Source organism: Kribbella sp. NPDC006257 (assembly GCF_040613535.1).
Classification (GTDB): domain Bacteria; phylum Actinomycetota; class Actinomycetes; order Propionibacteriales; family Kribbellaceae; genus Kribbella.
This window is the reverse complement of the sequence record NZ_JBEXSJ010000015.1, coordinates 32,844-58,227: the sequence shown is the minus strand read 5'-3', so window position 1 is coordinate 58,227 and position 25,384 is coordinate 32,844. Positions and strand designations below refer to the sequence as shown.

Annotated in this window: 26 protein-coding genes and 1 tRNA gene; 11 read left to right on the top strand and 16 right to left on the bottom strand. The window is 67.4% G+C overall.

Features of this window, described 5'->3' with window-relative positions:
• Positions 1 to 154: 154 nt before the first annotated feature.
• Positions 155 to 907 (top strand): sucrase ferredoxin, encoded by a 753-nt coding sequence (locus ABZ004_RS19615; RefSeq protein WP_355681347.1) that lies wholly within the window; start codon positions 155 to 157, stop codon positions 905 to 907.
• Positions 908 to 987: 80 nt separating this feature from the next.
• Positions 988 to 1,779: a RibD family protein gene (locus ABZ004_RS19610; RefSeq protein ID WP_355681345.1), complete on the top strand. Its 792-nt coding sequence runs from the start codon at positions 988 to 990 to the stop codon at positions 1,777 to 1,779.
• 351 nt (positions 1,780 to 2,130) lie between these two features.
• On the opposite strand, the gene ABZ004_RS19605 is transcribed toward ABZ004_RS19610, so the two are convergent.
• The 4 genes from ABZ004_RS19605 to ABZ004_RS19590 all read right to left on the bottom strand — a co-directional run bounded on the left by ABZ004_RS19605 (position 2,131) and on the right by ABZ004_RS19590 (position 6,606).
• Entirely contained in the window at positions 2,131 to 2,724 is a 594-nt protein-coding gene (locus ABZ004_RS19605) for a gamma carbonic anhydrase family protein (protein ID WP_355681343.1), read from the bottom strand.
• A 284-nt stretch (positions 2,725 to 3,008) separates the two neighbouring features.
• On the bottom strand, positions 3,009 to 4,232 hold the full coding sequence (locus tag ABZ004_RS19600) for an MFS transporter (RefSeq protein WP_355681341.1): 1,224 nt from the start codon (positions 4,230 to 4,232) through the stop codon (positions 3,009 to 3,011).
• 40 nt (positions 4,233 to 4,272) lie between these two features.
• Positions 4,273 to 5,496 carry an MFS transporter gene (locus ABZ004_RS19595; RefSeq protein ID WP_355681339.1) on the bottom strand — a complete coding sequence of 408 codons (1,224 nt, stop codon included), beginning with the start codon at positions 5,494 to 5,496 and terminating at the stop codon, positions 4,273 to 4,275.
• A gap of 189 nt (positions 5,497 to 5,685) precedes the next feature.
• A complete protein-coding gene (locus tag ABZ004_RS19590) occupies positions 5,686 to 6,606 on the bottom strand; it encodes an AEC family transporter (RefSeq protein ID WP_355681337.1) in 921 nt (306 codons plus the stop codon).
• Positions 6,607 to 6,781: 175 nt separating this feature from the next.
• Between ABZ004_RS19590 and ABZ004_RS19585 the strand changes: the two genes are divergently transcribed.
• A tRNA-Ser gene (locus ABZ004_RS19585) sits at positions 6,782 to 6,870 on the top strand.
• A 190-nt stretch (positions 6,871 to 7,060) separates the two neighbouring features.
• Positions 7,061 to 7,213, top strand: coding sequence for a hypothetical protein (locus ABZ004_RS19580; protein ID WP_355681335.1), 153 nt, complete (start codon positions 7,061 to 7,063; stop codon positions 7,211 to 7,213).
• 84 nt (positions 7,214 to 7,297) lie between these two features.
• Here ABZ004_RS19580 and ABZ004_RS19575 read toward each other — a convergent pair whose 3' ends face one another.
• The 6 genes from ABZ004_RS19575 to argG form a co-directional block, all read right to left on the bottom strand.
• Positions 7,298 to 8,278 (bottom strand): hypothetical protein, encoded by a 981-nt coding sequence (locus tag ABZ004_RS19575; RefSeq protein ID WP_355681333.1) that lies wholly within the window; start codon positions 8,276 to 8,278, stop codon positions 7,298 to 7,300.
• A 929-nt stretch (positions 8,279 to 9,207) separates the two neighbouring features.
• A complete protein-coding gene (locus ABZ004_RS19570) occupies positions 9,208 to 10,431 on the bottom strand; it encodes a serine hydrolase domain-containing protein (RefSeq protein WP_355681332.1) in 1,224 nt (407 codons plus the stop codon).
• Positions 10,432 to 10,517: 86 nt separating this feature from the next.
• Entirely contained in the window at positions 10,518 to 10,931 is a 414-nt protein-coding gene (locus tag ABZ004_RS19565) for a VOC family protein (RefSeq protein WP_355681330.1), read from the bottom strand.
• 5 nt (positions 10,932 to 10,936) lie between these two features.
• Complete coding sequence (locus tag ABZ004_RS19560; protein WP_355681328.1) at positions 10,937 to 11,383, bottom strand: helix-turn-helix transcriptional regulator; 447 nt, start codon at positions 11,381 to 11,383, stop codon at positions 10,937 to 10,939.
• A 25-nt stretch (positions 11,384 to 11,408) separates the two neighbouring features.
• Positions 11,409 to 11,618, bottom strand: a complete 210-nt coding sequence (locus tag ABZ004_RS19555) for an HTH domain-containing protein (protein ID WP_355681326.1) — start codon at positions 11,616 to 11,618, stop codon at positions 11,409 to 11,411.
• 54 nt (positions 11,619 to 11,672) lie between these two features.
• A complete protein-coding gene (gene argG, locus ABZ004_RS19550) occupies positions 11,673 to 13,106 on the bottom strand; it encodes an argininosuccinate synthase (protein ID WP_355681324.1) in 1,434 nt (477 codons plus the stop codon).
• 53 nt (positions 13,107 to 13,159) lie between these two features.
• On the opposite strand from argG, the gene ABZ004_RS19545 reads away from it, so the two are divergent.
• Positions 13,160 to 13,654 (top strand): NUDIX domain-containing protein, encoded by a 495-nt coding sequence (locus ABZ004_RS19545; protein ID WP_355681322.1) that lies wholly within the window; start codon positions 13,160 to 13,162, stop codon positions 13,652 to 13,654.
• On the opposite strand, the gene ABZ004_RS19540 is transcribed toward ABZ004_RS19545, so the two are convergent.
• Positions 13,651 to 14,676 (bottom strand): LLM class flavin-dependent oxidoreductase, encoded by a 1,026-nt coding sequence (locus ABZ004_RS19540; protein ID WP_355681321.1) that lies wholly within the window; start codon positions 14,674 to 14,676, stop codon positions 13,651 to 13,653. The genes ABZ004_RS19545 and ABZ004_RS19540 overlap by 4 nt on opposite strands.
• A 49-nt stretch (positions 14,677 to 14,725) precedes the next feature.
• The gene (trpD, locus tag ABZ004_RS19535) at positions 14,726 to 15,781 is read right to left on the bottom strand and encodes an anthranilate phosphoribosyltransferase (protein ID WP_355681319.1); all 1,056 of its coding nucleotides are present in this window, start codon (positions 15,779 to 15,781) and stop codon (positions 14,726 to 14,728) included.
• Positions 15,782 to 15,979: 198 nt separating this feature from the next.
• On the opposite strand from trpD, the gene ABZ004_RS19530 reads away from it, so the two are divergent.
• Together ABZ004_RS19530 and ABZ004_RS19525 are read left to right on the top strand one after the other, a co-directional pair.
• Complete coding sequence (locus ABZ004_RS19530; RefSeq protein ID WP_355681317.1) at positions 15,980 to 16,585, top strand: TetR/AcrR family transcriptional regulator; 606 nt, start codon at positions 15,980 to 15,982, stop codon at positions 16,583 to 16,585.
• Positions 16,582 to 17,796 carry a cytochrome P450 gene (locus tag ABZ004_RS19525; protein ID WP_355681315.1) on the top strand — a complete coding sequence of 405 codons (1,215 nt, stop codon included), beginning with the start codon at positions 16,582 to 16,584 and terminating at the stop codon, positions 17,794 to 17,796. The genes ABZ004_RS19530 and ABZ004_RS19525 overlap by 4 nt, the downstream gene beginning before the upstream one ends.
• Here ABZ004_RS19525 and ABZ004_RS19520 read toward each other — a convergent pair.
• On the bottom strand, positions 17,749 to 18,543 hold the full coding sequence (locus tag ABZ004_RS19520) for a glycoside hydrolase family 16 protein (protein ID WP_355681314.1): 795 nt from the start codon (positions 18,541 to 18,543) through the stop codon (positions 17,749 to 17,751). The two genes, ABZ004_RS19525 and ABZ004_RS19520, sit on opposite strands and share 48 nt — an antisense overlap.
• Before the next feature lie 91 nt (positions 18,544 to 18,634).
• On the opposite strand from ABZ004_RS19520, the gene sigJ reads away from it, so the two are divergent.
• Positions 18,635 to 19,507, top strand: a complete 873-nt coding sequence (sigJ, locus tag ABZ004_RS19515) for an RNA polymerase sigma factor SigJ (protein ID WP_355681312.1) — start codon at positions 18,635 to 18,637, stop codon at positions 19,505 to 19,507.
• 3 nt (positions 19,508 to 19,510) lie between these two features.
• Here the strand turns inward: sigJ and ABZ004_RS19510 are convergent, their stop codons facing one another.
• Positions 19,511 to 20,305, bottom strand: a complete 795-nt coding sequence (locus tag ABZ004_RS19510) for an aminoglycoside phosphotransferase family protein (RefSeq protein WP_355681310.1) — start codon at positions 20,303 to 20,305, stop codon at positions 19,511 to 19,513.
• A 102-nt stretch (positions 20,306 to 20,407) separates the two neighbouring features.
• Between ABZ004_RS19510 and ABZ004_RS19505 the strand changes: the two genes are divergently transcribed.
• Entirely contained in the window at positions 20,408 to 21,694 is a 1,287-nt protein-coding gene (locus ABZ004_RS19505; RefSeq protein WP_355681308.1) for an FAD-binding oxidoreductase, read from the top strand.
• 149 nt (positions 21,695 to 21,843) lie between these two features.
• Here ABZ004_RS19505 and ABZ004_RS19500 read toward each other — a convergent pair whose 3' ends face one another.
• Positions 21,844 to 22,791 (bottom strand): SH3 domain-containing protein, encoded by a 948-nt coding sequence (locus ABZ004_RS19500; RefSeq protein WP_355681306.1) that lies wholly within the window; start codon positions 22,789 to 22,791, stop codon positions 21,844 to 21,846.
• A 378-nt stretch (positions 22,792 to 23,169) separates the two neighbouring features.
• On the opposite strand from ABZ004_RS19500, the gene ABZ004_RS19495 reads away from it, so the two are divergent.
• Positions 23,170 to 23,325, top strand: a complete 156-nt coding sequence (locus ABZ004_RS19495) for a DUF6131 family protein (protein ID WP_355681304.1) — start codon at positions 23,170 to 23,172, stop codon at positions 23,323 to 23,325.
• 170 nt (positions 23,326 to 23,495) lie between these two features.
• Positions 23,496 to 23,831 carry a YciI family protein gene (locus ABZ004_RS19490; protein WP_355681302.1) on the top strand — a complete coding sequence of 112 codons (336 nt, stop codon included), beginning with the start codon at positions 23,496 to 23,498 and terminating at the stop codon, positions 23,829 to 23,831.
• Here the strand turns inward: ABZ004_RS19490 and ABZ004_RS19485 are convergent.
• Positions 23,805 to 25,220, bottom strand: coding sequence for an MFS transporter (locus ABZ004_RS19485; RefSeq protein WP_355681300.1), 1,416 nt, complete (start codon positions 25,218 to 25,220; stop codon positions 23,805 to 23,807). The genes ABZ004_RS19490 and ABZ004_RS19485 overlap by 27 nt on opposite strands.
• Positions 25,221 to 25,384: the final 164 nt, after the last annotated feature.

Below are 25,384 nucleotides of genomic sequence, written 5' to 3'. Positions count from 1 at the left end.
CGAATCCGATGACGTGGCTGCGAAACCTCCAGGTGGGCCGGGGGGTGTTTCCCCGGCATCGCCAGGTGGGCTGGGGGTTGAGGTGGCGCGGTTGTGTCGGGAGGCGGGAATTCGGCCTGTGCTGATCCGGCGTTACGGGCGGATCGATCGGAGCGTGCCTCGGCGGTGGGGGTTGGTCGACAGCCGGCCCGGGCAGGAGTCGATCCGCTGGGGTGAACTCTCGGCGGACGAGCAACTGCTGGATGTGTTGGCCGGTCGCCTTATCGGTGAGCCGAGTAGAGAACCGATCTATCTCGTCTGCACGCATGGGCGCCACGACGCCTGCTGCGCCGTACGCGGTCGTCCGGCAGCCGCAGCCCTCGCCGCTGCCTATCCCGACCGGACCTGGGAGTGCAGCCACGTCGGCGGCGACCGCTTCGCCGCGAACGTGGTGCTCCTTCCGCACAGCCTCTTCTACGGCCACGTACCGCCGTCGCAGGTCGTCGATCTCGTCAAGCGGTACGACGAAGGCGTGATCGTCCCCGAGTACTACCGAGGCTCAGGCGCCTTCCCCGCGCCCGTCCAAGCAGCCCAACACTTCGCCCGAGCAGCCGGCCACTCCCGCGGCGTCACAGCCCTCCACCCCGTCACCGTCCGCCAATCCGCCCCCACCCACTGGCAGATCACCCTCGCCACCCCCGAAGCCAACTCCCTCGCCACCCCTGAACCCAACTCCCTCGCGGCCCCCGAAAACGACTCCGCCTCCGGCCCGGACTCCATCACCGATCCCGAGCAGGCCGGCAACCACGTCCTTCAAGTTGAGGTCGCCGCTCACACCGTGAGCGTCGACGCTCGGATGACATGTGCGGCGCGGCCTCCGGGGCATGTTCGTCAGTACACCCTCGAGTCCGTCCTCACCCGACCCTGATCCAGTCGGGGATGCGGCGGTCTGTCGGTGGGCGCTGGTAGGTCTGGTGGTTGCCGTCCAGGGAGCCGAGGGAGACCGTGATGCAGCAGCGACCGCGTGTGGTGGTGAGTGTGGGGGCGAGCGTCGATGGGAAGGTCGCGCTCACCCGGGACGCGCTTTTGATGCACCAGCCGAGTACGGATCTCTGGGCCGCGATGACTCCACCTTCCGCCGACCCGATCCCGGTCGACATCATCGAAGTGGTCAAACAGCAGTACGGCTGCAACGCGATCCTGGAAGGCAGCGGCAGCCTGGTCACCGAGGACGAGATCCCGTCGGAGCTCCCCGCCTTTGACGGCGACCCCGCCGGCCTCTACCAACACTTCCTCCCACCCGACATCACCGGACAACCGTCGCCGCCGCACATGTGGTTCCCCGTTGTCGACAGTCGTGGACGAGTGCGCTGGACCGAGGACCATGAGAACTGGGACGTGCTGGTCCTGGTAGCCCGGTCCACTCCGCCCGCCTATCTCGCCTATCTCCGCCGCCAACACATCTGCTACCTAGTCGCCGGCGAGGAGCGCGTCGATCTGACCCAGGCGATCACCGCGATGGGCACCGAACTCGCCATCACCTGCGTACTCTCAGCTGCAGGCGGCGGCCTCAACGGCGCCCTCCTGCGGGCCGGCCTGATCGACGAACTCCACCTGACCCTGGCCCCAGCCCTCATCGGCGGACTAGGCACCCCCTCGATCATGGACGGCCCACCCCTCACCCCAGGCGAGCCCCCCACCCCCTTGCAGTTGCTCTCAGTCCACACCGACACATCCGGCTCAGTCCGCCTCCATTACGCCGTCCCCGGAAGCTCCCCCAACAAGGCGCAAACCCAGTGACCGCCTGGACGGCTCCAACCCCAGCAACCCCTCGGCCGCCGGACTAGCGTCGGCGGAGGAGGAACGCATCCGCTGGTCGTGGGGCGCGGCACCAGACGACCGAGGGATGGGCGAAGCAGAACCGGCGCCTGGACGGGTGGAGGCCCAGTAACCCGCGTGGACTGGTCGAAGCTCAGCGATCGCGCGTGGCGGGTGGATGCCGAGCGATCCCGCGTGGGCGGTGGATCACGAGCGATCCCGCGTGGGCGGTGGATCACGAGCGATCCCGCGTGGGCGGTGGATCCCGAGCGATCTCGCGTGGCGGGTGCAGGGACGGGTGATTTTTGGCGGGCGAGGGCGTGGGGCTGGTGGTTAGGGGATGGGGGTGTCGGTGGTGTGGGCGGCGTAGAAGTGGGATTGGCGGGTCATGATTTCGCGCATAGGAGTACCTCGGGGGACGCCGTAGACGGTGCCGGGGAAGTCGAGTTCGCGCTGGATCGCCCAGAGTTCTTCGTGCCGGTCGGGCGAGAAGAGCTGGGCCGGGTCTCCGACGGCGATCCAGCCGATCGGCAGGACCGTGCCTGGTTCCAGCCGCGAGTTGACGTGGAGCACGCTGTTGATCCGCAGTTCGGAGCCCGCGCAGGCCACCGAGCCCGGGAACAACGCGGCACCCGTGGCGATGAAGACCTCTTCCTCGACCGTGGCGCCGTTCACGTGTGCGTGTGGACCGACCAGGACCGCGTCCCCGATGAGCGCGGGATGGTCCGCCCGGCCGCGCACCAGGGCGTTCTCCATCACCACACTGTTCTCTCCGAGGTGGACCTCGCCGTTCTCCGCGGTCAGCACGGCGCCGTGCAACACCCTGCTGCCTTCGCCCAGGACGACTGCTCCACAGAGCACTGCCGACGGAGCGACGTAAGCGGATTCGGGCACGACCGGTCGCCGGCCGCGGTGTTCGTACAGCATCAGCTCACCCTCTCGTTCTGCATCACCTCAGATCTCGTCATTGTCGGTCGGAAGGCGGAAGGATCCACAGCCCGGGCCCTCACTGCCCGGACGGCCGTCGTCCGGAGCGGCCGTCCACGTCAAACGGTGGGAGGTTCGGCCAGGAGGACGAAGGTTCTGGGTGGCAAGTGCTGGGATCCGCGAGCTACAAGATGGACATTAGAACACCTGTTCGAGCGACGCAAGAATCTCTGACAAGTCAGCCTGTCGCCCGATTCAGGCGTCCCGAGGACCTGGAGAAGACGCTATCGGTCGCGACCGACAGCCGCGTCCGGAAGCACCCGCTCGAGCGCGACGATGGTGCCTGCCGCGACCAGGGCCAGCAGTGAGATCGCGAGCCACGGGAACTCACGTCGTACCTCGAAAAGCTGGGCGAAGAAGCCCGGCGCCAGCACACTCGCGAAGGTGAAGGAGTACTGCCAGTACGACAGGTACTTCCCATGCCCCACCTTCGGCGCAACAGCCGCCGCTAGTGCATTGCCGGTCGCAGCATGCAGCACATCAGCAAAGGCGAACACCATGGTCGCCAGCACCAGCCCCGCCACGACCAGCCCGTCAGGCAGGTGGAGCAGGCCGGCCATCAACACGCCCCAGACCACCCACAGCAGCCCAGCCAGCACGAGGACGTGGGTCTTCCGCCGCTTCTCGGTATGCCGCACCACGAGCGTCTGCCCGGTTGCCAGTACTACAGAGATCGCCGCCAGCAGGACACCGACGATCCACTTCGGAGCAGGCAGCGCCTCGGTCACGTAGACCGGCAGACCAACCCCCATAGTCATCGTGCACAGGGCAAGGATGGTGTTGGCGCCGATCAGCACCAGGAACGCCTTGTCCTTGCGTAGCAAGGGGGCGCCCTGGTTCGCGTCAGCGTCCGCAGTACGGGAGTGGGCGACATGCAGCCTCAGCAGCAGGACGCCGGCGAGGAAGAAGGTGATCGCGTTGACCGCCATGGCGATCAGGAACGGCCGGTCGCCGTCGAAGGCCAGCAATGCACCAGCCGCGAGCGCGCCGAGTCCGAAGCCGGCGGCCTGCATCATGCCGCCCAGCCCGAACCACCGGTCGCGATCACCCGGGTCGGAGACATCGGTTAGCAAGCTGAAGATCGCCGACCAGAACACGCGCTGCCCTGTCGTCATGACCAGGGCACAGAGGAACAGCAACCACAGCGAGCGCCCGAAGAAGAAGCCGACGAACGCCAGACCCTGGGCGAATTGTGCACCGATCACCAGGTTGCGTGGGCCGACCTTGTCGATCACCACACCTACCGCGGCGGGTGCGGCGATCGAGAAGAGCGTTGCGACGGTCAACAGCACACCTGCGGTGCCTAGCGGCAGGTCGGCCACACGGACGAAGTACAGAAGCAGCAGCGGACCGGCGCAGCCGCCGCCGAAGGAGTCGATCATCAGAGCGGCGAGCAGTGGGAACCGGCCGCGGATGGTCGGCAGGCCGAGGGCCGAGGCTGTGGGCATGAGGCGAAGACAGTAGCAAGGCCCGGCCAGTAGCAAAACCCTATTTGGCTCGCACAGACACCTGCCGCAAAGGCCGCCATGCCACTGCCGTCACAGCAACCATGGCGACGAACGCGACCGCGAACGGCGCTGTCAGACCGAACCGCTGTGCCAGTAGTCCGCCCAGCAAAGCCCCGATTGCCGCACCGCCGACAGAGGCGAGCATGTAGACACTGTTCACTCGCCCCAACAGTGCGTCAGGAGTAGCGAGCTGCCGTGCGGTCGTCGACACGATGCCCCACACAACAGCGTGTACGCCGAACACGGCCATCGTCGTACCGGCCACCCAGGGGTTCCGCGTGAGCGCGAGGATCAGGTGCACTGTCGTCTCGATCACCAGCCCTACGCGCAGCAGGGTGAGACTGCCGAAGCGTGGCTCGAGCAGGTGATAGACGGGCATCCCTGCGACCGCCCCGATCGCTCCAGCAGAGATCAACAGCCCGTACTGCGTATCGCTCAACCCCAGTCGCTCCCGGGCGAACAGTACCCAGGTCGCGAAGGCAGCGCAGAAGGTGATGTTCATGACCAGGATCGTCCAGGCGAGGGTGCGTACGCCCGAGTGGTTCCAGAGCCAGTGGATGCCTTCCCGGACTTCGGTCCATAACGCAGTACGGACTGTCGGGACGTCCCGTGGCCGACTGGTGACGCGGGAGATCAGGGCAGCGGCTGCGGCAAACGTGACTGCGTCCAGGACGAGCGGGACGCCGTTGCCGAGGGCGAAGAGGAACGCTCCGATCGGTGGACCGCCGAGCTGGCCGAGGACCGTGCCGGTCGCGAAGAGCCGGGCGTTTGCTTTACCGAGTTGTGTTTTCGGTACTGCGCCGACGAGGAGAGCGCTGGCCGCATTGTCGGCGAGAGTCTCCGCAGTACCGAGTAGGAACAGCGTCAGATAGATGGCCCACAAGGGTGAGTGGTGGAGCAGTACTGCGAGTCCGAGTGCGCCTAGGACGACGCAGCGGAAGGTATCGGCGGCAATGATCATCCGTCGCCGGTCGAGTCGGTCCGCCAGCGCTCCGCTGAACAAGGCGAACAGGAGCCAGGGGAGTTGCTGGATGAAGGCGGCAGCGCCTACTGCGGCGGGTTGATCGGTGATCGAGGCCACCAGCAGCGGCCCGGCGGCGACCATGGCGCCGTCGCCGAGATTGGAGATGGCCGTGGCCGGCCAGATCTTGCGGAAGTCCTTGCCGAGTTCAGCGGGCAGGACTGTGGACAGGAGGGATCGCATCGGAGCTCCAGAGGGCATGGCGAAGGACAGGACGGGCGACGTCGCACAGACGTCACCGAACGCCCGGCCTCGTGGATCAGCGACTACTGATCAGCGAGTGGACCGGACGGCGTGGGCCTTGTCCTCGGATGGCCTGGACATTGTTCCCACCTCCGTTCCCTGCTCTGGTGTGCGATCACACTAGCTGGCCTAGGCGATCAGTGCAGTGACAATTAGTACTACGGGGACGCTGGCGATCGTGCTGACGAAGATGGCGTCCCGGGCGAGCAGGGCGCCCCTGTTGTAGCGGGAGGCGATGACGAAGACGTTCTGCGCTGTCGGAAGCGAGGAGAGCACAGTGACGGCCAGTAGAGCTTCAGTGTCGAGACCGATGAGGAAGCGGCCGATCAGGTACGCCGATAGTGGCTGCACCAGCATCTTCAAGCCGACCACGAGTCCTAGCTGCCCAGCGCTGACGCCGCGGCCGGGCAATGGGCCTAGCCGCAGCGATACGCCGTACGCGAGCAGCATTGACGGGACTGCCATCCCGGCCACTAGCTCAAGTGGGTCGTTCAGTACTTGCGGGAGGCGTACGCCGGAGATCGCTAGCGCGAGTCCTAGTGCGGAGCCGACGGTGATGGGGTTCTTGAAGGGCCGGGCGAGCACAGCGCCGACCGAGAGGCGAGTGGGGCTGACTGCGGCGTCCAGGAGGGTTAGTACGAGGGGCTGGAGAACCAGGAGCTGCAGTAGGAGCAGTGGAGCAACCAGGGCGGCGTCACCGAGGACGTAGGCCGCGATGGGGAGGCCTAGGTTGCCGGCATTCGCGTACGCCGAGCACTGGGCCGCGATGGTCGTGGTGGCGAGGTCTTCGCCGCGTATGACGCTCACGGCAACAATCACCGCCACGGACACCACCACTGCACCGGCCAGCGCGACCACGTTGCCGGAGAAGACCGCACGCAGATCGCTGGACTCCAGCACAGTCAGCAGCAGCGCAGGACTCGCCACAAAGAACGCCAGCGTCGACAACGTCCGCTGCCCCGCCTCGTCGATGATCCCCAGGTGCGCGAGCAGAATCCCCAACCCGATCAGCAGCCCGATCGTCGCGAACCCGACGAAGACCCCCTGCACCCCACCACACTATGTCCAGACCAACTGACCCTCCCGCACCGGTCCACTCCTCGACCTCCGGACACCGACCGCGGCCTTGAAACCGGCACGGCCGATGATCACCGGCACGGGTACTCCGCGCCCGCCCGCGCCCGGCGCGCTATCCTCGACCCTCGGAGCCCAGATCCACGCTCCTGGAGGGTTCGCATAGTGGCCGAGTGCGCTGGTCTTGAAAACCGGTATTGCGGGTGACCGTAATCGTGGGTTCGAATCCCACACCCTCCGCCTGCAAGGCCAGTGAACATGCCCTCTGACCTGCGGGAACGTAGGTGCAGAGTGAGGTCGTCTGTTGTCCAGCCCGGTTCGGGCAAGTCCGGCCAGACCCAGCCGACCACGGTCATTCGGGCCCTATATAGGCCCGCACGGGCCCTATACGGGCCCGCACCGCCCAAGCCCACCCCGCCAAAATCCCCGTATGTGGTCCTGGCTCGCCGCCGCCGCCCCGTACGTCTGGTGGCGAGCAACGGCGATCGAAGGCCACCGGGTGGCCGTGGTGATCTGGGATCGCACCGCGGACGACTCGGACACCACCGCCCCGCGCACTGTCCCCCGCCGGCGCTGGGTATGACCGACAAAACGAGAGGCCTGGCTCCGATTCACGGAGCCAGGCCTTTGCTTACCGGGCCGGGCCCAGGTTGAACAATCCGGCAATTTACGGTGTGTAGATGGAAGCCTGCAGATTCGCCGACGTGTAGGTCGCGTCGATGAACACCATCCCCGTGACCGGCTCGCCGCTGTCCCATTGATCGTTCTGGTTGGTGTCTTTGTAGGTGAGTTCGCTGATCGTTCCCCGGGCTTGAACGGTGCCGTTCGAATGGGTCTTGAAGACCGGGCCGCCGGAGTCGCCAGGACGGACCGTGTTGGCCGTGCACCAAACCCGGCCCGGCCCGTCGAAGTCCGCGTTGGTCATGACCGTACCGAACCCGCCGAGCGACGTCAGGCCCGTGTAGGCGACTGTCTCACCGGGCTGGCTCACGGCGGCGTCGACGACGGTGCGTTCCGCGAACCCGCCGGTGGAGAGGTGGACCCAGACGCTGGCGTTGAAGGAGGTGTTGGGTGCGGCCGACAGCAACGCCACGTCGTTGTTGCCCCCGCCTAGCAAGGCTGCCGTCCCCAGCCGGCGATCGTTGTGGTACCAGGGCATGTACAACGGGCCGCAATGCCTCGCAGTACTCCCGTACACGACACCGGTCGCCCACATCTTCCAAGCGAAGCCCAGGGTGCACCTTTTACTCGAGTTGTAGATAAAGTTCCCGGCGGTCCAGCCGCCCGCGTCCGCGTCCGGTGAGCCGGCGGCGGCGACAACACCGCCATGGACGACCTCGGCGAACGGCCGCACCGCCGCTGGGATCGAGTCGTGGACGGCCTCGACGTTGCCGCTGACGAGGAAAACGACAGTCCGCTCGCCCGGGTAGATGGCTTTGATGTCGCCGGCATGTTCACCAGCCCACGTCGCACGGGTCTTCCAGAGTTCGCTGACGCGGTCCGCCGCCTGCCGCACGGTGAAACTGTGCTTCGCCGTCGCCTCGACAGCGAACGGATCCGCAGGGGCGGTACCCGCCGCGCTGACGGGCGACAACGCGGCTCCTACCAGGACAGCGGCGCTGACCACTGCTGACAGTTTGGGTCTCATCACAAGGTCTCCTTAGCTCATAGACACCGACAGGCTGGCAAAGAGTCCTCCCGCCGACGAGAGAGCCAGGAAAACTTGCAGCTATTGGCAGGGAGTTTGAACGGTCTGCGGTAAGCGTTTGCAGGCGCCTCTTTTCGTACCTAGGGTGGCTGCCAGCGACCAAGGGATGAGCAAATGACGAACCTCGCCCTTTCTACGCTCGGCTGTGCGGGCGCGCCGCTCGATCATGTCCTCGCCTTTGTCAAGGCCAACGAGATCGGCGGCCTTGAGCTCAGGACTGCGGACGACGAGTTCACGCATGTCGGCCTGCGCAGCGCAGCGTCGTACGCTGCGGTCTCGGATCGAGGACGCCGGGCTCGAGATCCTCGCACTCAGCAGCTACGTGAAGCTCTGCGCCGTCGAGGAGCAACCCCTCGAAGCCCACCTCGAACTCGCCGCCGACCTGGGCGCCCGCGGCGTCCGCGTCTTCCCGGGAGACCCGAGGCCTTCCCCTTGCCCAGCGCAACGTCCCGCCCGCCGGACATACGAAGACCCGCCAGCCGAGTGCTGGCGGGTCTTCGGGTTCGGGGTACCGGCCCGTTGCCTGCTACATCGATCACGCACTAAGGCTGTTACGGACAGGCTGGTCAGGTGCCGCCGGCCTCCTGCCCCGGCTGCAGACGGTGCGCGCCGCTGCGGACGCAAGCCTGCGCATGCGGCCTGATCTTGCCCGAAAACAGCACCGACGGGCCCGATACGGGCCCGCAAGCAGCCCGGGGAACACTTCGGCGCGATGTTTTCGCAGGTCAGAGCAATATCCTCAGTTGGTCTTGAAAACCGGTATTGCGGGTGACCGTAATCGTGGGTTCGAATCCCACACCCTCCGCTTTGTGATCGACGACAGCCGAACCCGACGACTCGTGGGTTCGGCTGTCGTCATTTGCGGTGGGTCAGTCGTCTAGGGACTGGTAGAGGGTGGTCCAGAAGTCGTGGATCAGGTGGGCGGGGGCGGGGACGGTCATTCCTACCTGGGTGAGGAGGATGCCGGTGAGGTGGTTGGTGGGGTCGGCGTAGGTGGAGGTGCCGGCGCCGCCGTCCCAGCCGAATTGGCCGATGGGGGCGTAGTCGGCGCGGTATGTGCGGACCGCCATGCCCATGCCCCAGCCGCCGTGCTGGCCCTGGCCGTGGGAGATGTGGACGTTGTCGGTGGCCATCGCGGTGCGGACGGCCAGTTGCTCGGCGTTGAGGCGGTTGGTGGTCATCAGCTCGACGGCTGCCCGGGACAGGATTCGCTCGTCGCCGTGCATCCCGTGGTTGAGCAGCATCTGGAAGTACGCGTTGTAGTCGTCGGCGGTGGAGACCAGTCCGCCGCCGCCACCCTGGAACGCCGGCGGCTTGCTGTGCCGGCCGCCTTCCGCCGGATCCCACACGTGGAACTCCCCGGTCTGCGGGTCGGGTGCGTACAGCGGCGGCAGCCGGTCGATCTTGTCGGCCGGTACGTCGAAGCCGGTGTCGTTCATCCCCAGCGGCTCGAAGACGCGCTCCTGCAGGAAGGTCTCGAACGACTGACCGGTGACCCGGGCAACGAGTACGCCGAGGAGGTCGTTGCTGATGTGATACTGCCAGCGCTCACCCGGCTGGTACATCAGCGGCAACTCACCGAGCCGCCGCATCCACTCGTCCGGCTCGGGCATCGGCGTCGGCAGATCGGGGGTGAGACCTTGAGCGAAGATCTCGCCCATGATCGGCGTACCCAACGACGTCATGTCCATGCCGAGCCCGAAGGTCGAGGTCAGCAGATCCCGGACGGTGATCGGCCGCCGGGCCGGCACAGTGTCGTCGAGTGGGCTGTCGATCTGCCGCAGCACCTGACGGTTGGCGAGCTCCGGCAGCCACTGCTCGACCAGGTCGTCCAGCCGCAGCTTGCACTCGTCGACCAGGATCATCGACGCCGCGATCGAGACCGGCTTGGAGGTGGACGCCATCCGGAAGATGGTGTCCCGCTGCATCGGAGCACCGCCGTCGTGCCGCATCGTTCCGAGAGCCTCGACGTGCGTCTGCCCGCCGCGGCTGACCAGCGCGACGAGGCCCGGAATCTTGCCGGACTCGACGTGCCGGCTCAGGACCTCGCGCAGTCTGCGCAGTCCGGTCTCGGAGAAGGCGTTGTTCGACATCGTGTATCTCCCCACAGTGATCCGTTGTTGCGATCACCTTGGTGGAGCACCCTGACACGCCCCTGACACGCCTCAGACGGAGAAAGTCAGGAGGGGATCTCCTGGATACGCAGGAGGTTGCCGGCGGGGTCCCGTACGGCGCAGTCGCGCACGCCGTACGGCTGGTCGGTGGGCTCCTGGACGATCTCCGCGTCGCTGGCCTGGACCTTCTCGAAGGTGTCGTCGAGATCCTTGGTGGCGAGCAGCATTCCGCCGTACGTGCCCTTGGCCATCATCTCCGTGACGACGCGGCGCTCTTCCTCGGTGATGCCCGGGTCGACCGCCGGCGGGTGCAGGACGATGGAGGTGCCGGGCTGGTCGACCGGGCCGACGGTCAGCCAGCGCATGCCGTTGTAACCGACGTCCTTGCGGAGCTCGAAGCCGAGGATGTCGCGGTAGAAGGCCAGGGCTGCGTCCGGGTCGTTGTGCGGCAGGAAACTCGCGTGAATGGTGATGTCCATGTCAGTCACGATAAGTGCGCGTCGACCGCAGGCGCTTCTTGATTCCTGATCGGTCTGGTCACTTGTTTCGAGAAGTACGACGGCATCCCCTCCGTCGCGGTGCCCACCTGGCGCCGGTAGACGCTCGGCGAGACGCCGACCAGCTCGGTGAACCGGGTGCTGAACGTGCCGAGCGACTGGCAGCCGACCGCGAAACAGACGTCGGTCACGCTCATGTCTCCGCGTCTGAGCAGCGCCATCGCACGCTCGATCCGGCGGGTCATCAGATACGAGTACGGCGCTTCGCCGTACGCCAGCTTGAACTCGCGACTGAGGTGACCGGCCGACATGTTGACCCCGCGCGCGAGCGCCTCGACGTCGAGCGGCTGGGCGTACTCCCGGTCGATCCGGTCCCGCACGCGGCGCAGCAACGCGAGGTCGCGCAGGTGCTGCGCGTCGGCCGGGTTGCTCACCCTCGAATCGTGCCACGCGCCGGTGCTAGCAGGCCATCATCTTCTGGATCGCCTGCCGGCTGACGCCCAGCTCGCGGGCGATGTCGGACTGGGACACGCCCTGATCGAGCAGGCTCTGCATCAGGTCGCGACGTTCGATCGCGAACTGCCGGGCCAGCCGGGTGTGGTGGATCGCCTGCTCACGCGCCACTTTGATAGCGTCGAAGGTCTGCTCGTACGCTGAAAGGTTCGCCATACCGACCAGTTGACAACCAGGGGTTGTCGGTTGTCAACCCCTGGTTGTCAAACGTCAGTCGGTGCCGAACTCCATCGCGGCCCGGTCGAGCAGCTCGTCGTCGGGGTCCACCTCGCCGCGGGAGGCGATCGCGTCGGCGCCGCCCTCCGGCATCTCGCCGATCAGCTGCCCGGTGCCGAGCAGCTCCGCGTGCGCCGTACCGATCATGCCCAGGCCGACGTACTGCTCGAGCTTGGCCCGGGAGTCGGCGATGTCGAGGTTCCGCATGGTCAGCTGGCCGATCCGGTCCAGCGGGCCGAACGCGGAGTCCTCGGTGCGCTCCATCGACAGCTTGTCCGGGTGGTAGCTGAACGCCGGACCGGTCGTGTCGAGGATCGAGTAGTCCTCGCCCCGCCGCAGCCGCAGCGTGACCTCGCCGGTGATCGCCGCGCCGACCCAGCGCTGCAGCGACTCCCGGAGCATCAGCGACTGCGGGTCGAGCCAGCGCCCCTCGTACATCAGCCGGCCGAGCCGCCGGCCGTCGTTGTGGTACGCCGCGACGGTGTCCTCGTTGTGGATCGCGTTCACCAGCCGCTCGTACGCCGCGTGCAGCAGCGCCATCCCCGGCGCCTCGTAGATGCCGCGGCTCTTCGCCTCGATGATCCGGTTCTCGATCTGGTCGGACATCCCCAGCCCGTGCCGGCCGCCGATCGCGTTGGCCTCCAGCACCAGGTCGACCGCGGTGGCGAACTCCTTGCCGTTGATCGTCACCGGCCGGCCCTGCTCGAAGCCGATCGTCACGTCCTCGGTCGGGATCTCGATCGACTGGTCCCAGAACTTGACGCCCATGATCGGCTCGACGGTCTCGACGCCGGTATTGAGCTGCTCCAGCGTCTTCGCCTCGTGCGTCGCGCCCCAGATGTTGGCGTCGGTCGAGTACGCCTTCTCGGCGCTGTCGCGGTACGGCAGGTCGTGCGCGAGCAGCCACTCGCTCATCTCCTGCCGGCCGCCGAGCTCGCCGACGAAGGCCGGGTCCAGCCAGGGCTTGTAGATCCGCAGCTTCGGGTTGGTGAGCAGGCCGTACCGGTAGAACCGCTCGATGTCGTTGCCCTTGTACGTCGACCCGTCGCCCCAGATCTGGACGTTGTCCTCGAGCATCGCCCGGACCAGCAGGGTGCCGGTCACCGCGCGGCCCAGCGGGGTCGTGTTGAAGTACGCGCGACCGCCCGACCGGATGTGGAACGCGCCGCAGGTGAGTGCGGCGAGACCCTCCTCCACCAGCGCAGCCCGGCAGTCGACCAGCCGGGAGATCTCGGCGCCGTACGCCTTGGCGCGACCGGGGACCGAGGCGATATCCGGCTCGTCGTACTGGCCGATGTCGGCGGTGTACGTGCACGGGACGGCGCCCTTGTCGCGCATCCACGCGACCGCTACCGACGTGTCGAGCCCTCCGGAGAAGGCGATGCCGACCCGCTCGCCGACGGGCAGGGATGCGATGACCTTGGACATGAGGATAAGTATGCACTCCTCTGCATGATCATGCAAACCGCTAGGTTCGTGCCATGGGTTTCGAGGGCTCTTATCTCTGGCGGCTGCGGCAATCGGTGGGGAATCAGCTGTTGCTGATGCCGGGTGCGCAGGTCGTGGTGGTGGACAGCGAGGAGCGGGTTCTCTTCCAGCGCCGCGCCGACTCCGGCCAATGGGAGTTCCCCGCGGGGGCCGCGGAACCGGGGATGAGCTTCCGGGACACGGCTGCGGCGGAGTTGTTCGAGGAGTCGGGCCTGCGGGTGAAGCCGGACGACCTGATCCCCTTCGCGTCCCTCTCGGATCCTGCCTTGCACCTGATCACCTACCCCAACGGCGACCAGGTGCACTGCTTCGCGCTCTGCTTCGAGGCGCGCGTGTGGACCGGCGACCTCAGCCCGGGCGCGGACGAAGTACGAGAGGCTCGTTTCTTCGAGCCTGGTGAGTTTCCAGAGCCGCTGCAACCACAGACCAAGGCGGTTTGGGACCTGTACTGCGTATTTCAGGCGACCCAGGTCTTCCAGGCCTGCTAGCTGAGGAGTTCGACGAGCTGAGCCATTTCGCTTGGTGGGTCGATGACCGGTTGGATGAGGAGTTCGTCGATGCCGGCCTGTTCCAGGGTGGCGATGCGGGCCGGGAGCTCGTCGCGGGTGCCGACCAGCGCCAGGGTGTTCATCAGCGAGGGCAGGATCAGGTCCCGGTCCTGCGATGAGATGCGGCCGAGGTAGTTGGGGTAGAGCTTGAGGTGCCGGTCGGATGCGGTGGGGGTGGTGCCGCGCCGGTCGAGCAGTCGCTGCACTGCTCCGCGTTCCTCGGGGCCTAGTTGGTCGGCGAACCTGGGAACATCGGCGGCGAAGGCCAGCAGGGACAGCACGAGGTGGCCGGTCGCGTCGCGGGCGGCGTCGCCGGCAGGGTCTTCGTCCTCGTCGAGCACGTGCAGCGCGGTAACGAGGTAGGAGTCAGCCGGGGAGTCAGAAGCCCGTGCCTGATGCAGCGCCCGCCAGGCATTGGGGTCGAGCAAGCCAAAGGAAATCAGGCCGGTACTACGGCGCCCGGCGACGGCGGCCGCCTTCGGTCCAAGCGCAGCCACCACGAACTCGATCGGGTCGGTCGTGTTCACGTGCGCCCCGCTGTGCAGAAACTGGATGTCACGGACCCGATCACCTTCGCGGTACTCCGTCGACCGTCCCGCACAAAGGTCCTGCAATGCCGCGGTGAACTTCTCAAGGGTGGCCGCCGTGGTCGGCGGCATCCCAACAGTGCGCCGGGCGGTGTTCCCCGTTCCGACTCCGCAGCGGATCCGTCCTGGTGCCAAGGCGTTGAGGCTGGCCAGCGCACTCGCGGCAGCCGGTGCCGACCGCAACGCCGGCGAAGTCACCCCGAGGCCAAGCTTGATCCGGCGAGTCGCCTTCGCGCACAGACCCAACGCGACAAAGGGATCGCCATGCACCAGCGGACTGTCGATGACCCAAAGACTGTCCAGCCCCAACTCCTCGGCCTGCACAGCAAGCTCGTCCACCCCGGGTGAGGCGGCGACCACAACACCTGCACGCATCTGAACCTCCCAAGGCCTCCAGCCTGCCAGGTCCCGGCGGTGGGCTCCGTCACTCCCGGCGTGCGGCAGTTGCCCAATGGTGCAAGGTGGTTTCGGCTTGGTCGGTGTCGATGGCTTGGGCGCAGCGGGTCAGGTGGGTGGCGAGTTGGTCGGCTAGCGGTTCGGTGGTGAGGGTGGTTGTGGTGAGGGCTGCGGCGGCGTTGAGGAGGACGGCGTCGCGGATCGGGTTCCGTACGCCGGTGAGTAGGCGGCGGAGGATTGCCGAGTTGGTGGCGGCATCACCACCTCGGAGTTGAGCAGGTGGTGACAGCGGGATGCCGACGTCGCGCGGGTCGAAGGTTGTCGGCGTACAGGTGCCGTCTCGGACGATGTAGACCTGTGAAGTTGTGGTCGTGGTGAGTTTGTCGAGACCGTCATCACCTCGTACGACGAGGGCCGTGGTGCCGCGGGCCGCCAGGGTTTCGGCGATGACCGGTTGGAGGCGGGCCTCGGCGACGCCGACGAGTTGATGCCGGGGGTGTGCCGGGTTGAGGAGTGGGCCGAGGACATTGAAGGCCGTCGGTACTGCGAGGTCGCGGCGTACTGCGGCGACGTGGCGCAAGGCCGGGTTGAAACGTGGAGCGAACAGATAGGTGATCCCGGCCGCCGCGGCGATCGCAGCGGCTCGAGCAGCCGGAAGATCGAGCGGGATGCCGAGTTGTTCGACGAGATCGGCCGATCCACCCGTGCTCGATGACGCCGCGCGGCCGCCGTGTTTGACGACGGTGGTTCCGGTGGCGGCGACGACGATCGCGGCCAGGGTCGAGAGGTTCGCGGCGCCGGTGCGGTCGCCACCCGTGCCGACGATGTCGACGAACGTCCCCGGGATCGTGACCGGTGACGCGTGGGCGCGGAGGGCGTCCGCGAGTGCGCCGAGTTCGGCGGCCGACTCGCCCTTGGCCCTGAGGGCGATCAGGAAACCGGCCACCTGCGCAGCGGACGCGGTTCCGCGGACGAGGTCGTCCATCGCCCAGAAAACGTCTGCCGTGCTGAGATCCTGGCCGGCCAGCAGGCTGGAGATCAGCCCGGCCCAGGTGCGTTCCGTCGTCCGGAAAATCGTTGCCATCGGCAATCCTCGGGGGATGGGGCGCCCCGGCGAGGAAACACGAACGGCTGCCTCGTCGAGGCAGCCGGTTGGGTTCGCGCAGGAAGAAGGGGCCGCCTAGTCGACGGGCCACCAGTTGCTCATGCGCGTGATCACGAGAGCGACCATAACATCAGATCCGCCTTCCCGGACAGCGAACACCGATGTACTGTCGTGAACATGAGTGTTCACCGAGGCTCGCCGCGGGCGGCAACCAACGCACCGGCGACTGCTAGGCCGATCCCCGTCGACATCCGCGACGGCACCGACGTCCGCGGTGACCGCCTTCTCGACACTGCGGCCGGGGTCCTCGCGAAGGATCCGGCCGCCTCGCTGGGGCAGATCGCCGTGGCCGCGGGGATCGGCCGGACGACACTGCACAAGCAGTTCCCGACCCGGCACGACCTCCTGGTGGCAGTCGCCTCCCGCGCGCTCGATATCAGCGAAGCGGTGATCGCCGCCGCGCCGGCCGACCCTGACCCGCTCCGGCGAATGGTCGCCGATCTGCTGCCCTTCGGCGCCTACCTGACGCTGCTGACCGCACAGCCCGAGGTGTTCGCCGACGACGCCGTCACCGCGCGGACCGATGCGCTGGCCGCACCCATCACCGCGATCGTCGCCGGTGCCGGGACCCTTCGCCCCGGCGTACCGGAGTGGTGGCTCGTTCGGTCCCTGCACGCGCTGCTGTTCACCGCGTGGGATCTGGTGCAGGAGGGCTGGCTCGCGCCCCGGGACGCACCGGACCTGGTCCTGTCCACCTTCACCGGAGGAGTGCTGACGCGATGACGGAAGTGTTCGAGCCGTTGTGGTCCCTCTCCGGGCAGGACGATCCGTATCCGATCTACGAACGGCTCCGCGCCGGCGGCCCGATCGTCGGCGCCGGTGTGGAGTGGGTGACCACCGATTACGCCGTCTGCAACGCGATCCTGCGCGACCGGCGGTTCGGGGTGCGGGCGGCCGGCGATCCGGGACCGAGCTCGGAGGACACCTCGGGCAACAGCTTCGATCTGGGCTTCCTCGAGCGCGAACCACCGGATCACACCCGGTTGCGCCGGCTCGCGGCGCCGGCCTTCCGGCCGAAGATGATGACCGGGTACGCCGAGCGGATCGCGGAGTTCACCCGCGACCTGATCACCGGCATCGAGCGCCGGGCCGTGACTGAGCCGGATCGTCCGTTCGACCTCATCGCCGACTTCGCCGCACCGCTGCCGATCGGCGTGATCACGACGCTGATGGGGATCCCGGACGCGGACGTCGACCGGTTGTCGCGGCACGGGACCGTGGTCGGTTCGGCCTTGTCGGGGATCGACGGTCCGGCCGAGGCGGCCGCGCTGGCCGCCGCGAACGCCGAACTCCGGGAGCTCTTCAGCGAACTCATCCCGCTCCGGAAGGCGCACCCCGGCGACGACGTGATCAGCTATCTCGTCGCCGCTTCGCCGGACGGCATCACGCCGTACGAGCTGCTCACGACCGCTCGGCTGCTGCTGATCGCCGGGTTCGAGACGACCGTCAACCTGATCGGCAACGGGATCGGGGCCCTGCTCGATCACCCCGCTCAGTGGGAGCTGCTCGGCGCCGAACCGGAGCGCGCGGCCGCCGCCGTCGAGGAGGTCCTGCGCTATGCGCCGCCGGTGCAGAACACGAGCCGGATCGCCCACGAGCCGGTGACGGTCGCCGGTGTCGACCTGCCGGCGGACAGCTGGGTGATGCTGATCCTTGCCGCCGGCAACCGGGATCCCGGAGTGTTCGACGATCCCGCTGTCTTCGACATCACCCGCCCGAGGCAGGCCGAGAATCTCGCTTTCTCGAGCGGCATCCACTACTGCCTGGGCGCCCCACTGGCCCGCCTCGAAGCTCAGGTCGCCTTCGCGGAACTGGCGACCAGGTTGCCGAAACTGCGTCGCCCGGTGCCCACCGGCTTACCCGAGGACACCCCGAGTTGGCGGTCGTCACGCGTCATCCGCGGCTACGCCAAGTTCCCGCTCTTGGCCTCCTGACAGGGACCGGCCGCGGATGTGGTCGATGACGAACTCGGGAGTGTGGTCGGCGGGGCCGTCCCAGTCGGGGAAGTCGAAGACGGCGAGCATGAGCTGCATCGGGTACGCCGGTGGGCTGGGGCAGGTCCGGACGAGTTCGCCGTCGACCAGGAAGTCGGCGCGCTCGGGCGACCACTGCACGGCGTACGAGTGGAACTGCTCGATGTCGAGCGGCAGCCGGACGGCTTCGAAGTCCTCCGGCACGGAAACGTCGCGGAAACTGTGCAGTCCCATTCCGACCTCGGCGGAAACTTTCCGCACGGATTTTCCGAAGATTTCCGTCACGCAGATCTCCGCGCAGCGCTCGGGCCGGTCCTCCAGTCCGACCAGCCAGAGCGCGACCATCGAGCGCGGTGAGACAACCGCCCGGGCACGCAACTCGATCTCGCCGTACTGCGGGGTCCAGCCCCAGAACGGCTCCTGCTCCTCGCGGACGAGCTGGTCTGCACGGAACGGCTGTTGCCCGATCGTGCTCCCGACCGGGCCCGAGAAACTGCCCGACTGGATGGCCGAGACGCGGAGGGCCGGCTGGTGATCATCAGCACACCACAGGCCCTGGTCCGGTGGGATGCTCAGGTGCAGACAGGAGTCCTTCAGCTCGTACGTCGCGGCCGTTTCCGCCCTGGAACTCCACTGCGGCAGGTAATACGGCGACCAGACGCCGAGGTCGAGCTCGTCGCCGTCGAAGTCGTCCACGAAGTCCGTCACCGTTAATCATCAGCACGCCGGCCGGACCTGTCACATCATGGTCCAACGCATCGTCAAGGTGTTGACGAACCACGACAGGAGATTGTGACCAGTGCAGCAAGCCGATCAACTCGCTGACCAGTTCGAGACCCACCGCGCCCAGCTGCGCTCGGTGGCCTACCGGATGCTCGGCTCGCTCAGCGAGGCCGAGGATGCGGTGCAGGAGGCCTGGCTGCGGCTGAACCGGTCCGACGTGAGCGAGGTCGCGAATCTCGGCGGCTGGCTGACCACGGTTACCTCGCGGGTCTGCCTCGACATGCTCCGCTCGCGCAAGTCCCGGCGCGAGGATTCGCTCGAGGTGCACGTCCCGGATCCGATCGTCGGCAAGCTCGACCCGGAGGAGGAGGCGGTCCAGTTCGACGCGATCGGGCTCGCGATGCTCGTCGTCCTCGACACCCTCGCGCCGGCCGAGCGGCTCGCGTTCGTCCTGCACGACATGTTCGGCGTGAGCTTCGACGAGATCGCGGAGATTGTCGACAAGTCGCCTGCCGCCACCCGGCAGCTCGCGAGCCGGGCCCGGCGGCGGGTCCAGGGTGCACCGACCAGTGACCGCGACGCCGGCCGGCATCGTGAGGTGGTCGACGCCTTCATCGCCGCCTCCCGCAGCGGCGACTTCGAGGCCCTGCTCTCGCTGCTGGATCCCGAGGTCGTACTCCGTGCCGACGCCGGCCTGGCGGCGGACGACATCAGCGGCCCCGCGCACTCGAAGCTCGTTCGCGGCGCCCTCGCCGTCGTCGAGCAGGCTCTGACGTTCACCAAGATGGCGCCGTACACGAGGCCGGCGCTGATCAACGGCACCGCGGGCACCATCACCGTCGTGAACGACCGGCTGATGGGCGTCATGCACCTCACCATCACCGGCGGCAAGATCACCGAGATCAACATCCTCGCCGACCACGCGCGACTGACAGCCCTCCCTGCCTGATCGTCAGGCGAGAAGCGCGACCAGCCGATTCGCTTGTTCTACGGGCGTTTCGGGTGGATTGCGGTGCGCCGACGGACCGCCGGGGCGGAGGAGGGTGAGCCAGAAGATCGCCCACAGCCTGCGGGCGGTCAGCAGTCGTAACGGGTCGACGGGGAAGCGGCCGAGGAAGGCAGACCAGTCCGTCTGCCGAGCGGAGAGGTGCTCCACCAGAGTCGCCAGCTCGACCGCCACGTCACTGACACCGGCGTCCTCGAAGTCGACGATTCGTACGCGCTCGCCGTCCCAGAGATAGTTCGCCAGATTCGGGTCGCCATGGCCGATGACGCTGGCTGAAGGCTCCAGCAGGAGGTCAGGTCCGTCGGCCAGCCATTCGGCAGCCGCGAGCCGAGCTTCTTCGACTACGCCCTCAGCGCTGAACGCGTGAATGTCTCCACGGACTCGCTCGATGAGGACGGGAAGCAGACCTGGCAGTACGCCGTCTGTCGGCAATGACCACAGCGTCCGCAACGCATCGGCAAGTCCATCCAACTCGGCCGGGGTAAGAACGCCGACCAAGGAACGCCCCGGAACTACGGACATGAGCAGCGAGGGTCCGCCGGCGAGCTGTCGCGACGGCTCGGCGATGAGCTGCGGCGACGGGGCGGCGATGAGCTCCAGCGGGGCTGGCACGAGATCCGGGGCTTGCGCGGAGATCGCGCGCAGTGCGGCCCACTCGCGTAGGTGTTCTTCGCGTTCGGTCGACACGTACGTCTTGGTGACCACCGCGCCTTCGATGCTCACCGAGTGTGTCTGCGTCACCCGGTGGACGGTATCCGAGAAAGAAAATTCTGGAGAGGGTGTCAAGAACGCCGCCGGCTCTTCGACGTCTAGGTGAGGACCGAGACAGCGAAGGAGTGCGGGATGAGCGTGCAGGCGGTTGTCGAACAAGGCATCGGGGCGGCCGAGGTTGTCGCGGGGCTGCTCGGGAACGGGTTCAACGGCGACATCCACCGGCCGGGCGACGCGGAGTACGACGTACTGCGGCGGTCGGTGGTGCCCACCTTCGAGTCGCGGCCGGTGGTGGTGGCGGAGGCGAACGGGCGGACCGACGTACAGGCTGCGGTGCGGACTGCGCGGGAGCTCGGGTTGCCGCTCGCGGTCCAGGCGACCGGGCACGGGACCAGGATTCCGGCCGACGGCGGGATTCTGCTGCGGACCTCGGCGATGACGTCGTTGCTGATCGACAGCGAGCGGATGATCGCGAAGGTCGGGCCGGGGACCCGTTGGGGTGCGGTGATCGACGCGGCCGCGCAGTTCGGGCTGGCGCCGCTGGCGGGATCTTCGCGCGACGTGGGCGTCACCGGGTACACGCTCGGTGGTGGGGTCGGGTGGCTGGCTCGCAAGTACGGGTTCGCGGCCGACAGCGTCGTACGGGCTGAGGTCGTCACTGCTGACGGTCGGGTTGTCACTGCATCGGCTGATGAGCACCCGGAGCTGTTCTGGGCGATCCGCGGCGGCAGCGGCAACTTCGGGATCGTCACGTCGCTCGAATTCCGGCTGTACCCGGTCCGCCAGGTCCACGCCGGCATCCTGTACTTCGGCTTCGACCGCGCGGCCCAGATCCTCCGGCACTACCGCGACTGGACCGCCACGATCCCCAACGAGCTGAGCACCGCCGTCGTCCTCACCCGTACGCCGGACGGCCGGCGCGCGGTCGCCCTCAAGGTCCTGTACGCCGGGGAGGCGGACCTGGCTGAGCACATTCTGAAGCCGCTCCTTGCGACCGCGGGGCCGCAGCTCGCGGGCGAACTTCGCACGATGCCGTTCGGCGAATCAGCGATGGGCGGAACGCCGGCCCGCTACCTGGATCTCGTCGACACACTGCCCGATGATCTGATCGATCGCCTGGTCGCGCTGCCGGATGCCACCGTCGAGATTCGCCACTGGGGTGGCGCGATGGAGCACCCTGGTCCCGGCGCCGGGCCGGTCGGTCACCGCGAGGCGACGTACTCGCTGATCATCGACCAGGAGGTTCCAGAGCTGGCCGACGTACTGCGAACCACCGGCCGCACCTTCGTGAACTTCCTCGCCGACCCGAGCCGCACCGCGACGGCGTACTCGGCGACCGACTACCGCAGGCTGCGCGAGGTCAAGCGCACCTACGACCCGACCAACTTCTTCCACCTGAACCACAACATCCGCCCCTGAACCACAAAAACACACGAGAGACGGGCTCGCCGACGGGTCCGGGTTCGGGCGGAGGGCGGTCCGGGGCATGGGCCGCGGACCCGTCGGCGGTGATCTACCGGCACCCGTCGGGGGTGAACCCCGACGGGTCGGCGTACTGCGCGTGCTGACTACGCGGTGCCTGAGTTGCCGTAGACGGTGACGTGGATGTGGTCGTAGTGGTTCGCGGTGGTGCTCCCGCGATCCTCCATCGCCCGCCAGCCTTCGCTGCTGCGCTGGACCGTCCAGATGTGCTGCTGCCAGATCAGCTGGCTGACCCCGAGCTCCTTGCGGTGCGCCTTCAGCCAGTCCGCGATCTCCTGGCCCTTGGAACCGCTGACCATGACGTCGAGCGCGTGACCGGTGGAGTGCTCGCTGCCGCTGTCGCCGCTGCGCAGGCCGCCGTACTCGGTGACCGAGGGGAACAGGTTGCAGATCGCGCGGTGCACCCGGATCGCGTCCTGGGTGAGGCCGTCCTCGACAGCGGAGCCCGACTTGCAGGCCGCGGCCGAGATGCCGCCGCCGGCTTCTTCGACCGGCTTCGTGGCGGCCAGGTACTGCGCCTTCACCCAGCGGGCGGCACCGTCGCGGACGATCTGCGCCCAGATGCCCTGGACCTGACCGGTGACCGAGACCTTGCTGCCCTTGGGGAGAACCGTGAGGAGCGTCTGTCCGGGAGCGGACCAGACGTTCACATCGGTGGTGGTGAACTTGCTGCCGGTGACCTTCGGCGGTGCGACCGGGGCGTTCTCGGAGGCGCGGGTCTTGGTCGATCCGGGCTTCGGGATCGGTGCCTGCTTCTTGAGGTGCTTCGCGACCGGCGTGGTGGGTGCCTGGCTCGGCAGATCGAGCGGCGGCCGGAGTGCGTCCCGGCTGGTCTGTACGTCGCGCGCCAACTGCAGGGGAGAGCTGGCGACCGGTACATCCGTCGAGGGAGCGTGGTCTGGGAAGGCAACTGCCGACCCGGTGGCCATCAAGGCCACTGCCGCACCGGGGATCGCGACCTTCACGATGCCGGGGTAGACAACCTGGCGGCGCGGTTGACGGTGCCGCGCCTGTCTATGCCGTCCTTCAGCCACTGGACCACCCAATCTGCCGAGATCAAAACGTTATCGACCGGAGGAGTCAAGCACAGATCCCGGCGGGTCTCACAACTGAGGCCCGTTTTTAACGGATTACGTACATCGCGCACGCTCAGCGGCCTTCATTCGAGCTGATTATCGGGCGATCTGTTCGACTGCCATGGACGCGCTGACGGACAGCACCGGGCCAGCCGGAAACGATCGGTAGCGGCGAGGTCACGGAAGGTGTCGCGGCCTTCATCGGAAAACGTCTGCCGGTTTTTCCGTGGCAATGAACCGTACTGAGCGGTAGATGATTCAGCTCGTTTCAAGGTGGGCACCAGAGTTGGGCGCCGCCCATTCCCCGCCCGGGCGGCCTGCCTAGAAGGAGGCTTCATGCTCATCCTCGGACTGATCCTGCTGTTACTGGGATTCCTGCTCCACGTCCCGGTCCTGTGGACGATCGGAATCATCCTGCTGATCGTCGGAGCCGTGCTCTTCCTGCTCGGATCCACCGGCCGCGCTGTCGGCGGCAGACGCCATTGGTTCTGATCGCCAGAGTTCTGATCGTCTGAGTGCAGTACGGCAGAACGAGCGGGGGCCCCGCGAGTCAGGTGGCTCGTGGGGCCCCGTCGGCTCTGCTCAGCGAATCTCGAGCACCGCGCGATCGTCGCCGTGCTCATTTTCCGGGTGAGGGCATGCAGTCCGGCTACGATGCGACGGTGAATTACCTCGTGCTGATCTACGGGCAGGATTCGCCGTCGGAGGACGCGTGGCAGGCGGTGCGCGAGTTGACGTTGCTGAAGGACGAGTTGGCCGGGACGGGTGAGCTGGTCAGTTCGGAAGGGCTCGCGGTGCCGGCCGAGGGCAAGGTCGTCCAGGTGCGCGAAGGCGTCCAGGTGGTCACGGACGGCCCGTTCGGTGAGGCGAAGGAACAGTTGGCCGGCTACTTCATGGTCGACGTCGCCGACGACGAGCGCGCCCAGCAGGTTGCCGGTCGGGTCTCCGCCATCGTCGGCGATCGCGTCGAACTACGCGGCGCTGTCTTCCCCGACTGATACCAGCTCCAACTTCTCGGCCGAGCGAGCGATGAGCAGACTCGTCCCGATCAGGCCGACCGCCACAAACGCCCAGCAGGCAGCAAAACCAACCCGGAAGCCATCGGTCATCGCGACCGGTGACGATCCCGTGGTGTTCGAGACGGCGACGGCGGAGAGTACGGCGATGCCCAGCGCGCCGCCGGTCTGGAAGCATGCGTTCTGCAGGCCGGACGCGACGCCCGCATCCTCCCCGGCGACATCGCTCAGCGCCGCGATCGCCCCGGCGACGCACCCGGCGCCGAGGCCGGCTCCGAAGATCGTCAGTCCCCAGAACGCCACTTCGAAGTACCCGGAATCCACCGTGACCCGGCTCATCACCGTGGCGCCGATCCCCGCCAGCACCAGCGAGCCGGCCGCGACCGGGCGCAGACCGATCCGCGTCACCAGGTTCTGCCCGACCATCGACCCGATCACCGCCAGTGCGGCGAGGACGGCAGACATCAGCCCGTACTTGATGGCCGAGGCTCCGAGCGCCAATTGCGCGTACTGCGTGTAGATGAAGTTCAACCCGAAAGCCCCGGCTCCGAAGGCGATCGTGATCAGGTTGCCGCCGACCACTGCTCGCGACCGGAAGATCCGCAACGGCAACAGCGGAGCAGCCGACCGCTTCTCCACCGCGACGAACGCGGCGAACAGCGCGACGGAGAGGACCGCCAGCAACGTGGTCCGGCCCGCCGACGACGCGGGCGCCTGAATCACGGCGTACACAAGGACGATCAGTGCCGCTGTAACCGTGATAGCACCAGCCACGTCGAAACCGCGGCGCCCCGGCCCACGGCTGTCCTTCAGGACAAGTGGGGTCAGTACTGCGACCAGCAAGCACACCGGCACGTTGATGAAGAAGATCCACTGCCATCCCAGCCCATCAGTCACGGGCCCGCCGACCAGCGATCCCGCAGTACCGCCAACTCCGCTCACAGCGCCCCAGATGCCGAGCGCCTTGTTCCGCTCAGCTCCCGCCGGGAACGTGTTCATCACGATGGACAGCGCACTAGGAGCCAGTACGGCGGCCGCGATCCCCTGCAACCCTCTGGCGAACACCAGCGCGTCGCCGCTCCACGCGAAGCCACACAGCAGCGAGGACCCCGCGAACATCAGTACTCCGGCCAGGAACACCCGCCGTCGGCCGAGCAGATCCGAGATCCGGCCACCGAGCAGCAGCAACCCGCCGAACATCAGCGCATATCCGCTGGGAACCCACTGCACGCCACCGGCGGAGAAGGTGAGATCGCGCTCGATCGACGGCACCGCCACCAGCACGATCGAGGCGTCCAGGATGATCATGAACGCGGCGAGGCAGAGCAGCGCGAGCGCGAACCAGCGCTTCGGATCCGGCGTATTCGACATGACGCGAGGCCTTCCGTACTCCGGGCGCCCGGGCTGGGCACCTTCTTGCGCGAGACGTCGGACCCGGCCGCGGCGACTCGACAAAACTTGTCGAGAACAGAGCCACCAGTTCCGACGTACCCGGTGAGAGAGGGTCGCAACGAACCCTTGAGACCGTCAGGATG